The 12,232-nt window shown below is 63.5% G+C and carries 10 protein-coding genes and 1 pseudogene; 4 read left to right on the plus strand and 7 right to left on the minus strand.

Annotation, left to right across the window (positions count from 1 at the left end; translation table 11 throughout):
* The 4 genes from cobJ to G3436_RS23205 all read left to right on the plus strand — a co-directional run.
* Window positions 1-859 (plus strand): precorrin-3B C(17)-methyltransferase (gene cobJ / locus G3436_RS23190; RefSeq protein ID WP_163949952.1); only part of this gene is annotated, 859 nt, incomplete at its 5' end.
* Window positions 860-1,217: 358 nt separating this feature from the next.
* Window positions 1,218-2,006 carry a hypothetical protein gene (locus G3436_RS23195; protein ID WP_163949954.1) on the plus strand — a complete coding sequence of 263 codons (789 nt, stop codon included), beginning with the start codon at window positions 1,218-1,220 and terminating at the stop codon, window positions 2,004-2,006.
* Window positions 2,007-2,068: 62 nt separating this feature from the next.
* Entirely contained in the window at window positions 2,069-2,782 is a 714-nt protein-coding gene (locus tag G3436_RS23200; RefSeq protein WP_163949957.1) for a hypothetical protein, read from the plus strand.
* A complete protein-coding gene (locus tag G3436_RS23205; protein WP_163949959.1) occupies window positions 2,782-3,453 on the plus strand; it encodes a hypothetical protein in 672 nt (223 codons plus the stop codon). Before G3436_RS23200 ends, G3436_RS23205 begins: the two co-directional genes overlap by 1 nt.
* Here G3436_RS23205 and G3436_RS23210 read toward each other — a convergent pair.
* From G3436_RS23210 to G3436_RS23240, 7 genes and pseudogenes are all read right to left on the minus strand, one after another.
* Window positions 3,438-4,034: a MarC family protein gene (locus tag G3436_RS23210; protein WP_163949962.1), complete on the minus strand. Its 597-nt coding sequence runs from the start codon at window positions 4,032-4,034 to the stop codon at window positions 3,438-3,440. The genes G3436_RS23205 and G3436_RS23210 overlap by 16 nt on opposite strands.
* A gap of 47 nt (window positions 4,035-4,081) precedes the next feature.
* Window positions 4,082-6,850 (minus strand): response regulator, encoded by a 2,769-nt coding sequence (locus G3436_RS23215; protein ID WP_163949965.1) that lies wholly within the window; start codon window positions 6,848-6,850, stop codon window positions 4,082-4,084.
* Window positions 6,851-6,943: 93 nt separating this feature from the next.
* Window positions 6,944-8,239: a phosphoribosylamine--glycine ligase gene (gene purD, locus G3436_RS23220; RefSeq protein ID WP_163949968.1), complete on the minus strand. Its 1,296-nt coding sequence runs from the start codon at window positions 8,237-8,239 to the stop codon at window positions 6,944-6,946.
* A gap of 119 nt (window positions 8,240-8,358) precedes the next feature.
* A complete protein-coding gene (gene purH / locus G3436_RS23225; RefSeq protein WP_163949971.1) occupies window positions 8,359-9,966 on the minus strand; it encodes a bifunctional phosphoribosylaminoimidazolecarboxamide formyltransferase/IMP cyclohydrolase in 1,608 nt (535 codons plus the stop codon).
* A gap of 83 nt (window positions 9,967-10,049) precedes the next feature.
* A pseudogene (fis, locus tag G3436_RS23230) lies at window positions 10,050-10,369 on the minus strand (DNA-binding transcriptional regulator Fis).
* Window positions 10,366-11,379, minus strand: coding sequence for a tRNA dihydrouridine synthase DusB (gene dusB, locus G3436_RS23235; protein WP_163949974.1), 1,014 nt, complete (start codon window positions 11,377-11,379; stop codon window positions 10,366-10,368). Before dusB ends, fis begins: the two are co-directional and overlap by 4 nt.
* Window positions 11,380-11,552: 173 nt before the next feature.
* On the minus strand, window positions 11,553-12,232 hold a 680-nt coding region (locus tag G3436_RS23240), incomplete at its 5' end, for a DUF3426 domain-containing protein (RefSeq protein WP_163949977.1).

A 12,232-nucleotide genomic window follows, 5' to 3' on the forward strand; every position in this document is an offset into this window, starting at 1 on the left:
GCCGCAGTTGCTGGCGCCGCAGTGTGCAGGCGAGGGCCTGGCGATCGCCGTGGCCAACCAGCCCATCGACCCACTGCAGATCGGTCGCGCGCGTGGCCGCCTGGCAGTGGTCGGCCTGGGGCCGGGGGCTGCCGAGCTGATGGTGCCGGCGGTCAAGGCCGAGCTGGCCCGCGCCGATGACGTGCTCGGTTATGAAACCTACGTGCGCATGGCTGGCCCGTTCCGTGATGCGCAGGTGCTGCATTGCAGCGACAACCGCGAAGAGTTGCAACGCGCCCGCCACGCGTTCGCGCTGGCGGCGCAAGGGCGTTCGGTGGTGGTGGTATCGTCGGGCGATCCGGGTGTGTTCGCCATGGCGGCGGCGGTGCTCGAAGCGCTGCATGAGTCGACGGACCCGCAGTGGCACAGCGTCGACCTGCAGATGCTGCCGGGCGTGTCCGCATCGCTGGCTACCGCCGCGCAGGCCGGGGCACCGCTGGGGCATGACTTCTGCGTGCTGTCGCTGTCGGACAACCTCAAACCCTGGGACATCATCGAGAAACGTCTGGACCTCGCCTGCCAGGCCGACCTGGCGCTGGCCTTCTACAACCCGATCTCGCGTTCGCGGCCCTGGCAGTTGGGGCGTGCGCTGGAGGTCGTGCGCCAGCACCGTTCGGCGCAAACCCCGGTGGTGCTGGGGCGTGATATCGGCCGCCCCGGGCAGACCTTGCGCACCCTCACCCTGGGCGCATTGACGCCTGACCAGGTGGACATGCGCACCATGGTGCTGGTGGGGTCGTCCACCACCTGTACGTTCCCGCGTGCCGAAGGCGGTGAATGGGTATACACCCCGCGCTGGTACGGGGCCAAGCCGGCCTGACCTGTCGCAGCAGGCCTTCGAAGCGGTACCTGGAAACGGGTACCGCTTTTTTATTGAGGAAGGGTTTGCCGGTCATACCCTGGGCGCGGCAACACAGTAATTGTGCGGTGGGCATGTACGACCATTCTGATGGCTTGGTGAACTTTTAAAGTGTGCGTGTGTTACTTGTGGCCAATATAAGTAAGTGGCGTGGATAAGTTTAACTAAAACAGCGTGTTGTAGTGTCGCATGTAAATACTCTGTTTGGCGCTTCAGACATTTTTTTGTTGTACCTGTTGGCGTTGTCGGCATTGTTCGAATGTTAGCGTGGCGGTGCCTGAAGACAGGGCAGTTCAATTATCTGAAGTGAGGATTGATTATGAATACTTCCAACCTGGACGTCTTTCCTGATGAGGCGCAATGTGATGCGTTTTTCGCCAGCCTGAAACCGCACAACGGCGCGTCGACGATGCGCATGTCGCGCCTGGCCAGCGGCCCGTCGCTCGCCGATGACCTGGGCGACGTCGCCCTGATGAGCACCGAGTCCCCTGTGGTGCTGGCGTTTGCCGATGGCCTGTCGGCAGACAAGCGTGAGATGGCCATGAATGCCGCGCTGTTTGCCGAAGTGTATGCCAACGACTCGCACGACCGCGACAGCGCCGCCGTCGCCTGGATGAAGGCCTATCGCGAGGCCATGCTGCAAGCGGGCTGGTTCATGGGCAGTACAGACAGTGAAACCTACACCGCCAATTCGATGAACCTCACCATGGACAGCGTGGTGCTGGATATCGTCGCGTCGGTAGCGGGCGCCAACGCTGCCGCGCTGCTGCCGCTGATCAGCAAGACGTTTGAAAAGATTCATGCTCGACAGGAGCTGATCACCCTGTTCGACAAGAACAGCACGACGGCCACCAAGAACAGCTGCCGCATCCTGCCGTGCCTGGAATCGGAAAACGGCATGGCGGTATCGTTGTTTATCGGGCTGGAGTTCGAGAAGAGTGATCTTGAGGGCGGCTCGTTGTTCTGGAAGTGGAAAAAACACAATCTGGAAATTCAAAAAGTTGCCACCATGGTCAACTGGAACATGGACCGCTACAAGCGTAACGAAGAAAAGATCCTGAGGTATCTGGACCGCGATTCGGACGATTTCTTCGCAAAAATCATGTAACTGTTCGGCGGGCGGAGTGTCCTGTGGATGCTCCGCTGCCAACTCAAGCAAGGAGGCAGGGTATGGATACCCAGTACCAAACATGGGTCAACGGCGCACAGCTGATTTCATTTCCGCTTGGCCTGCATGACACGGAAAAGAACGATGTATTGAATTCGCAGTTGTTGGCGCAAGTGTTCGCCAACAAGGATAGCGTGGTCGCGGCTGCGCCCAAGGCGTGGTTCCAGCACAGCAAGGACGGTTTGACCAAACTCAAGTGGAACACGCCTGAAACCCACGCCGACGTGCCGCTGTTCAAGGCATTGGATGAATTGAGCCTGGTCGAGCTGGTGGCTGCGCACCTGGTCAAGGAGTTGCCGGCGCCGGTCTTCAAGCAACTGACCGGGACGCTGGAGCAGCTCTCGGCACTGGAGTACAAGCATCCAGCGCGCCAGTTGTTCCGCAGCCAGGTGCTGAGCCGCGGGGTCGACGAGCAGGGGCTGGATGTCACGCATATCAACTTCCAGGCCAGTGCATGCAATGCGCCGAACCATGTGTTTTCGCTGTTCGTGAGCGTGACGTTGGGCGTGCCGTTGCAGGAAGACTTCCTGCACCAGGAGTTCTACGGGGCCGATTGCGTTGGCGAGTCGTTGTTCTTCTATAGCCACAGGACGCTGTCACCCACGATGTATTCGAGGGTGCGCGACAGGGTTGCGCTGGAAGTCCGGGAACATGCAGGCACGCTCAGGTTGGCGCTGCCCACACCGACAGTGTCCCGTCCAGGGAGCACCTTGTGATGAGTACCACAGAAGGTTTCCGCATGATTGGCGACAACCGGCTGTCGTTCGCCGATGAGGTCGTGGGGGAAGACCGGCAGAACATGATGGACCTGCTGGTCTACGCCGAGATGTATGCCACCCAGGCTGTAGCACACAATCGGCAGCCTGAGGCCTGGCATGAGTTCTACCATGCGTGCCTGCTCAGGCATGGGTGCAGGCTGGTCAGCTTCCTCGCCCAGAGCACGGCCAGGGCGCTTACGCCGCAGCACGTACGCGACTTCAAGGTTGTATTGGTTGAACGAGGGGAGAACGAGGTATTCGTGCAACTGGTGAGCCAGTCGCTGGCTGCCATGCAGCTCGAAGAGAAGGCTGCGCGGCATTTCGCGTCATCCGCCATGCCCCAGCGCGAGGCCGAAAAGGCACTGCTGTGCAAGGTCAGCCCCTGTTACACCGATGCGCACAACCAGCCCTACCTGGGTTTCTGCGGCTTGGTCATGCGCTACGAGGTGGAGGTCGATCACGGCTTCCTGACCGACGTTTATCACCGTTTCGTGACCCTGACGCCGCATGGCGGCTGTTACCTGTTCGACCGCGGCGTTTACGCCGAGCATCGCACCCTGGTCCTGCAAAATACCGAGCGCCTGTCCGAGTGGTTCTTTGCCGCGTCACAGGCTCAAGGCACCAGGTAACCCTTGATCCCGGTAAAGATGATTTGCGCCGCGAGTGCGCAGACGAACAAGCCCATCAGGCGGCTGACGATCTGCAGGCCCTGGTCGCCGAGGATGCGCTCGATGCGGTGCGAGCCGTACAGCACCAGGCCGACGGTGAAGCTGGCCAGCGCGATGCTGATGATGGCCAGCAGCTTGTCGTCCCAGTGCGGCTGGCCGACGCCCATCACCAGCAGTGCGCCGATGGTGCCCGGGCCCACTGTCAGCGGGATGGTCAGCGGCACGATGGTGACGTCCTGCTGCACATTGTCGGTGTTGACTGCCGACTTGCCCTGGGCCATGCCCAGCGCCGAGATGAACAGTACGCTGCCGGCGCCGATGCGAAAGGCGTCGGCGGTAATGCCGAAGATACCGAAGATCGCCCGGCCGAACAGGTACAGCAGCACACTGGCGATCAGCACCGCCAGCGCCACGCGCCAGGCCAGTTGCTTGCGTTCCTTGCTGGAGTGGCCGCGGGTCAGGCTGATGAAGCACGACAGGACGAAGAACGGGCTGTAGAGCACGAGCATCTTCAGGTAAACGCTGAACAACTCATGAAGCATGGTCTGGGCTCGCGGCAAGTGGGGCGATGGGCAAGTGTATCAGTGGCTCAGGGGGCGCTGAGCGGTTGTTCGTGGGGTTCGCGATGCGCCACCCAGTGCTCGATCAGTTCGCGCAACTGTGACAGTTCCACCGGCTTGGCCATGTGCCCGTCCATGCCGGCCTGGCGTGCGCGCTCCTTGTGTTCGGCGAGGATGTGCGCGGTCAGCGCCACCACCGGCGTGCGGCTACGTTGGGTCTCGGCTTCCCAGGCACGCAGTTGCTGGGTGGCCGAGAAGCCGTCGAGCACCGGCATCTCGCAGTCCATCAGCACCAGGTCGTAACGCTGTGCCTTCATTGCCTGCAGGGCCTCTTCGCCATTGCTGGCGGTGTCGGGCTCCAGGTTGAGCTTGCCGAGCATGCCGCGGATCACCTTGGTCGAAATGCTGTTGTCTTCGGCCACCAGGATGCGGAAGTCGCCGGGCAGGTCCAGCGGTGCGGTGAGGTTGGGCGCCGGGATGCTCACGGTGTGGCCCTGGCTGCGCTGGGCCAGCTCCTCGGCCAGGGTGGTCTTGAGGGTGTAGCCGGCCACGGGTTTGGCGAGGATGCGCTTGACCCCGGCATTGCGCGCAATGACCTTGCTCGGTGCATTGGTGATGCCGGTGAGCATGACGATCAGGATGTCATGGTTCAGGCTCGGGTCTTCCTTGATCTTGGCCGCCAGTTGCATGCCCGTCATGCCGGGCATGTTCTGGTCGAGCAGCACCGCGTCGAAGTAGTCGCGCAGGTGGGCCTTGGTGCGCAGCAGGGCCAGCGCCTCCTTGCCCGACGGCACCGCGCTGACGTTCATGCCCCAGGCGCTGCATTGCTGCACCAGCACCTTGCGGCAGGTGTCGTTGTCATCCACCACCAGTACCCGCGCATCGCGCAGCGGGCCGTCCAGGTCGGCGGTGGGCTGTTCGAGGCGTTGCGGGTCGAGCGGCAGGGTCATCCACAGGGTGTTGCCCTGGTTGTGGCTGGTCTTGATGCCGAACTCGCCGTGCATCAGGTTGATCAGTTGCTTGGCGATCACCAGGCCCAGCAGGCCGCCGAGCTTGTTGCTGGAAAGGAAGTGCTGGCTGTGCAGTTCGGCCTGCAGCAGGGCATCGCGTTCGCTGGCCGGGATCGGCTCGCCGCTGTCCTGCACGGCCAGGCGCAGGCGGGGGCTGCTGCCGCGTTGGTCCAGCGCCACCACCAGCAGGATTTCGCCCTGGTCGGTCTTCTTCAGGGCGTTTTCCAGCAGGCTGAGCAGGGCCTGACGCAGGCGGGTGGGGTCACCGCTGATGACTCTCGGCACCTGCGGCTGGGTAAAGCTGATCAGCTCGATGTTCTGCTGCTCGGCCTTGGCGCGGAAGATGCTCAGGCAGTCTTCGATCAGGGCGTTCAGGTCGAACTGCACGTCGTCCAGTTCGATCTGCCCGGACTCGAGCTTGGAAATGTCGAGGATCTCGTTGATCAGGGTCAGCAGCTCGTTGCCGGCGCTGTGGATGGTCTGCACGTAGTCGCGCTGCTTGACCGACAGCGGCGTGCCCAGCAGCAGCTCGGTCATGCCCAGCACACCGTTCATCGGGGTGCGGATTTCATGGCTGATGCGTGCCAGGAACTCGGCCTTGGCGTTGATCTCGGCGTTGCTGGCGGCCAGTTCGCGGCTGGCACTTACGTGTTCTTCGTTGATGCTGCGCAGGCGCTCGCTCAGGGCCAGGTTGAGCAGCATGCCACTGAAGGCGGTCAGCCCCAGCAGGATGAACAACAGCCATTCGGTAGGCGTGCGGGTCAGCCCCAGCAGGGCCGGCAGCACCACCAGGCAACCGAGATTGAACACCAGCATGGCCAGGCTGAACAGGCGCGCCGGGGCGAAGCCCCTGTACCAGTGGTAGCCGGCCACCAGCAGCATGCTCAGGCTGCTCAGGGCGATCAGGGCATAGGTCACCAGGTTCAGCGGCAGGGTGTCGACGAACAGCAGCAACAGCCCGCAGATGCCGACCAGCAGGATCTCGCCCTGCAGCAGGCGCGCCAGCCGTGGCTGCGCCAGCGGGGCGAAGAAGCGCTGGGTGAAGGCCAGCCCGCACAGGCTGGCGAGCAGCGCGACCAGGTAGGCGGCCGGCGTCTGCGCGGCATGCCACAGGTTCCACGGGCCGCTGAGGTTGAGCAGGATCAGCGCGCTGAGCAGCATCAGGCTGTGGTAGCCGGCCAGCCACAGGCTGCTGGCCGAGCGCGAGTAGGCGAAGCGGATCAGGTTGTGCACGATCAGCATGCCCAGGCAGCCGAACAGCAGGCCGAACAGCAGCGGCTGGCGTTGCTCGGCCGCCGCAGTGGCCGCAGGCATCAGGCTGACGCCGGGGCGCAGCTGGTGTTCGGAGACCAGCCGCAGGTACACGTCCTGGGCGTGGCTGCTGCTGGGTACGGCCAGCAGGTGGTCATTGGTGCTCAGGTTCAGGGCACCGCTGTCGTCCTGGCGCCCGTGGTGGGTCTGCAGGCTGAGTGAACCGCCGTCAAGCACGTACAAGTCCAGGCGCGACAGGTCCGGGGCGAACAGGCGCAGCACCTGCTCAGGCTGCTGGGGAGGCAGTTGGTAGTGCAGCCAGAGCGCCTGGTTGGGCTCGGCGGCATCGAGCTGGTCGAGCTCGATGGGACTGAATTGGTTGCGATAGCGCTCGGAACGGATATCGCTCAGTTGCAGGTTGGCCTGATCGTCGAGCAAAACCGCCCAGCCACTGCCAGAGTCGGCGGTCGCCGGGAGCAGGCAGAGCAGGGTCAGCAGGCTGACAGTGAGTCCAATGGCAATCCTGAGCCAACGCACGACGATATCCCTTCTTAACTGAATGGCGGAGTACAACTATGCGCGGCGCGCCAAGCCGAAGGCAAGGCCCCCTGGGGGCCTTGCCTTACCCGATCATTCCTGGTGTTCACCACGTTCACGGGCGATGGCGCGATAACCGATGTCGGTACGGTAGAAGCTGGCGTCCCACTCGATCTCGGCAGCCAGGCGATAGGCCTGTTGCTGCGCCGCCTCGACCGTCTCACCCAACGCGGTTGCACACAGTACGCGACCGCCACTGGTGACTACCTGGCCGTCCTTGAGCGCGGTGCCGGCATGGAACACCTTGCCGGTCAGCTTGGCGGCAGCGTCCAGGCCTTTGATCGGCGCGCCCTTGGCATAGTCGCCCGGGTAGCCGCCGGCCGCGAGCACCACGCCCAGGCTCGGTTGCGGGTTCCACTGGGCTTCGACCTTGTTCAGGGCCTTGGCGAACGCGGCTTCGATCAGCAGCACCAGGCTCGACTCCAGGCGCAGCATGACCGGCTGGGTTTCCGGGTCGCCGAAGCGGCAGTTGAACTCGATGACTTTCGGGTTGCCGGCCTTGTCGATCATCAGCCCGGCGTACAGGAAGCCGGTGTAGACGTTGCCTTCGGCGGCCATGCCGCGCACGGTCGGCCAGATCACCAGGTCCATCACGCGCTGGTGCACCTCGGCGGTGACCACCGGGGCCGGCGAATAGGCGCCCATGCCGCCGGTGTTCGGGCCGCTGTCGGCGTTGCCGACGCGCTTGTGGTCCTGGCTGGTGGCCATGGGCAGCACGTTCTCGCCGTCGACCATGACGATGAAGCTGGCTTCCTCGCCGTCGAGGAACTCTTCGATGACCACGCGCGAACCGGCTTCGCCGAAGGCATTGCCGGCGAGCATGTCACGCACGGCGTCTTCGGCTTCGGCCAGGCTCATGGCCACGATCACGCCCTTGCCGGCAGCCAGGCCGTCGGCCTTGATCACGATCGGAGCGCCTTTTTCGCGCAGGTAGGCCAGGGCCGGCTCGACTTCGGTGAAGTTCTGGTAGTCGGCGGTGGGGATCTTGTGGCGGGCCAGGAAATCCTTGGTGAAGGCTTTGGAGCCTTCCAGCTGGGCGGCACCGGCGGTAGGGCCGAAGCAGTCCAGGCCGCGGCGGCGGAACAGGTCGACGACGCCGGCTACCAGCGGGCCTTCAGGGCCGACGATGGTCAGGGCGACATTGTTCTCGGCGAAGTCGGCCAGTTGTTCCAGGGCGGTGACGTCGATGTCGACGTTCTCGCACTTGGCTTCGGTGGCGGTGCCGGCATTGCCGGGGGCGACGAAGACTTTCTCGACGCGTGGGTCCTGGGCAACTTTCCAGGCCAGGGCGTGTTCACGGCCGCCGCTACCGATGATCAAAACGTTCATGTCAAAACCTCGATGACGCTAATTCTTCAATCAGGAGGCAAAGCCTTCTGCGCTTGTGCTGTGTACGCAATACGAGGCCGCAACGCAGCAGACGCCTGCTTCAGTGCGGCCGTTGTCGGTCAGTGACGGAAGTGGCGCATGCCGGTGAAGACCATGGCAATGCCGGCTTCGTCGGCCGCTGCGATGACTTCGGCATCACGCATCGAACCACCCGGCTGGATCACCGCAGTGATACCCACTTTAGCCGCATTGTCGATGCCGTCACGGAACGGGAAGAACGCGTCCGATGCCATGACCGCGCCCTGTACCTGCAGTCCCGCATGCTCGGCCTTGATGGCAGCAATGCGTGCCGAGTTCACACGGCTCATCTGGCCAGCGCCGACACCGATGGTCTGGCGGTTCTTGGCGTAGACGATGGCGTTGGACTTGACGTACTTGGCCACTTTCCAGGCGAAGATCAGGTCGTGGATCTCCTGCTCGGTCGGTGCACGCTGGGTCACCACCTTCAGATCATCGGCACCGATCATGCCGATGTCGCGGCTCTGAACCAGCAGGCCACCGGTGACGCGCTTGTAGTCCCAGGCAGCGGCACGCTCGGCCGACCATTCGCCGCACGCCAGCAGGCGCACGTTGGCCTTGGCCGCGACCACGGCACGGGCCTCTTCGCTCACGCTCGGGGCAATGATCACTTCGACGAACTGGCGCTCGACGATGGCCTTGGCGGTTTCGGCATCCAGTTCGCGGTTGAACGCGATGATGCCGCCAAAGGCCGACTCGGTGTCGGTGGCGTAGGCCAGCTCATAGGCCTGGCGAATGCCGCCTTCGGCATCCGGGCTGACCGCTACGCCGCACGGGTTGGCGTGCTTGACGATGACGCAGGCCGGCTTGACGAAGCTCTTCACGCATTCCAGCGCGGCGTCGGTATCGGCCACGTTGTTGTACGACAGTTCCTTGCCCTGCAGCTGGGTGGCGGTGGCGATGCCGGCTTCGGCAGGCTTGGCCTCGACATAGAACGCCGCGCTCTGGTGCGGGTTCTCGCCGTAGCGCATTTCCTGGGCCTTGACGAACTGGCTGTTGAAGGTGCGCGGGAACTGGCTGCGGTCTTCGGTCGACAGGGTCGGCGCGGCCTGGTTCACGGTGCCCATGTAGTTGGCGATCATGCCGTCGTAGGCGGCGGTGTGCTCGAACGCCTTGAGCATCAGGTCGAAGCGCTGGGCGTAGGTCAGGCCGCCGGCCTTGAGGCTTTGCAGCACGCCGGCGTAGTCGCTGGCGTTGACCACGATGGCCACGTCCTTATGGTTCTTGGCCGCCGAGCGGACCATGGTCGGGCCGCCGATGTCGATGTTCTCGATGGCAGTCGGCAGGTCGCAGCCCGGCTTGGAGATGGTGGCTTCGAACGGGTACAGGTTGACGGCGACCAGGTCGATCGGCTTGATGCCGTGCTCGGCCATGATGGCGTCGTCGGTGCCGCGACGGCCCAGGATGCCCCCGTGGATCTTGGGATGCAGGGTCTTGACCCGACCGTCCATCATTTCGGCAAAGCCGGTGTAGTCGGCAACTTCCACCGCGGCGACGCCATTGTCCTGGAGCAACTTGAAGGTGCCACCGGTGGACAGGATCTCGACGCCGAGCTGTTCCAGCTCACGGGCGAATTCGAGGATCCCGGTCTTGTCGGAAACGCTGATCAAGGCGCGGCGGATCGGCAGGCGGGTAGTCTGGTCGGTCATTTCAGATTCCATAACGCGGTGGAGTCAGCAAAAAAGGCGACCTCATCAAATGGGAGCCGCCTTTTCTGGTGTGGATTCGGGTGTTACAGCAGATCGTACTGCTTGAGTTTCTTACGCAAGGTGCCGCGGTTCAGGCCCAGCAGCTCACTGGCCTTGGTCTGGTTGCCCTTGACGTAGTTCATCACGCTTTCGAGCAAGGGTGCTCGACTTCAGAGAGCACCAGGTTGTACACGTCCGTGACAGCAGCGCCTTCGAGGTGCGCAAAATAGTTGTGCAGCGCCTTCTCCACGCTCCCGCGAAGGGTCTGGCCCTCTTCGCTCGGGGTGTTCAGGTGCTGTTTCAGGTTGACGTTGTCGCTCACGGGCGTTGTTCCACTCACTAAAGTCTCGGTCATCATCGTCATGCGGCCACCCCTTGTCCGTCCTCTGTCTCAAGGCTCTGTTCACGCTCGCGAAAAAAAGCGCGAACGTCGGCGCACTGCGCGTGTGTTTCATCCAAACCATTGAAACGGGCGCGAAACGCCTTGGCGCCCGGTAATGTCGCCAGGTACCAGCCCACGTGCTTGCGGGCGATACGTACACCCATCACATCGCCGTAGAAGGCGTGCAGCGCGGCCAGATGCTCCAGCAGAATTCGTTCCACTTCAGCCAATTGCGGTGCCGGCAACAGCTCGCCGGTGCGCAGGTAGTGCTCGACCTCGCGAAAGATCCAGGGCCGCCCCTGGGCAGCCCGGCCAATCAGCAGGCCGTCGGCGCCGGTGGCGTCGAGCACCTGTCGGGCCTTGTGTGGCGAGGTGATGTCGCCATTGGCAAATACCGGTATCGACACCGCCTGCTTGATCGCGGCAATGGTGTCGTACTCGGCGTCACCCGTGTACAGGTCGGCACGTGTGCGGCCATGCACGGCCAGTGCCTGAATGCCTGCCTGCTCGGCGATCTTCGCCACGGTCAGGCCATTCTTGTTGTCCCGGTCCCAGCCGGTACGGATCTTGAGGGTGACGGGTACGTCCACCGCGGCAACCACTGCCTGGAGGATCTCGTTGACCAGCGCCTCATCCTTCAATAAAGCAGAGCCTGCGGCTTTGTTGCAGACTTTTTTTGCCGGGCAGCCCATGTTGATGTCGATGATCTGCGCGCCAGCCTCGACGTTGGCCCGGGCCGCAGCCGCGAGCATCTGCGCGTCACCGCCGGCGATCTGCACCGAGCGAGGCTCGGGATCACCGTCGTGAATCATGCGCAGACGCGACTTGCGGCTGTTCCACAGGCTCATGTCGCTGCTGACCATCTCCGACACCACCAGGCCTGCACCCATTCGTCGGCACAGCTGACGAAAAGGCTGGTCCGTGACCCCGGCCATCGGGGCAAGGATCAGGGCGTTCTGCAGTGTGTATGGGCCGATGCGTACCGCCGACATAGGAGTTCCCTGTTGTGGGGGCCGATCTTAGAGTTCGAAAAAGGGTGGGCATGATACCCGCTCTCGGTGACCGGATAAAGGTCGATTTGGATAAAATCTGAACAACTGTGGCTTTATGCCAAGCAGTTCTGGGCGGTCGGCTGGCGCCGGGAATCGGGCGCCAGGCGGCGGCCTTACTCCGGGGAGCGGAAGCTCAGGCTGTAATTGACCGCCTTGGCGCCCGGGTCGAGGATGTCCAGGGCGATGTGGATCGGGGTCTGGCTGGGCATCTCGGCCTTGCCGGCCAGTTCACCGCTGAGGTACTCGCCGGGCTTGAAGCGCCGGCTGGCGATGAGCTGCCCATTGAGGTCGGCAAAGCGCAGCTCCAGCAGCGGGAAGGGCTGCGAGAAGGGCGCACGGTTGTAGATGATCGCGTCGACGATCAGCGCGCCGGCAAAGTCCGGGTGGCTGCGCACCACCAGGTTGCTGCTCTTGATGCGGGCGATATCGACCTTGGACGGCACCTCGCAACCCAGGCTCGGGCACAGTTGCTGGAACCACGGGCGGTACTGGTCCTGACGGGCCAGTTCGTCGAAGTGGTAGGCAATGTACTGGCCGGCCAGCGCGGCTGCCGCCAGCACAATCAGCAGCGACCAGATCAGGCGTCGGCCCCAGTGGTTGCGCGGTTTCTGCCAGTCGAGCTGGAGCGGGTCGTCGACGATGTCGACCAGCGCTTCCTTGCGTGCGCCGCGCCCGCCGGGCAGTGCGCCCAGGCCGGGTTCCTGGCGACTGTGCGGGGCGTGGTCGGGATCGTCGTCGAGCGTGTCAAGCGCGTCGTCGGGGTCGCGCGCCGAGAGGCGTTCGGCCACGGCAT

The sequence above is a fragment of the Pseudomonas brassicae genome (assembly GCF_010671725.1).
Classification (GTDB): domain Bacteria; phylum Pseudomonadota; class Gammaproteobacteria; order Pseudomonadales; family Pseudomonadaceae; genus Aquipseudomonas; species Aquipseudomonas brassicae.

Bases quoted from the DNA above. Each gene is read 5' to 3' on its own strand.
- G3436_RS23195 (WP_163949954.1), top strand. From the start codon at position 1,218: ATGAATACTTCCAACCTGGACGTCTTTCCTGATGAGGCGCAATGTGAT.
- G3436_RS23200 (WP_163949957.1), top strand. From the start codon at position 2,069: ATGGATACCCAGTACCAAACATGGGTCAACGGCGCACAGCTGATTTCA.
- G3436_RS23205 (WP_163949959.1), top strand. From the start codon at position 2,782: ATGAGTACCACAGAAGGTTTCCGCATGATTGGCGACAACCGGCTGTCG.
- G3436_RS23210 (WP_163949962.1), bottom strand. From the start codon at position 4,034: ATGCTTCATGAGTTGTTCAGCGTTTACCTGAAGATGCTCGTGCTCTAC.
- purD (WP_163949968.1), bottom strand. From the start codon at position 8,239: ATGAACGTTTTGATCATCGGTAGCGGCGGCCGTGAACACGCCCTGGCC.
- purH (WP_163949971.1), bottom strand. From the start codon at position 9,966: ATGACCGACCAGACTACCCGCCTGCCGATCCGCCGCGCCTTGATCAGC.
- dusB (WP_163949974.1), bottom strand. From the start codon at position 11,379: ATGTCGGCGGTACGCATCGGCCCATACACACTGCAGAACGCCCTGATC.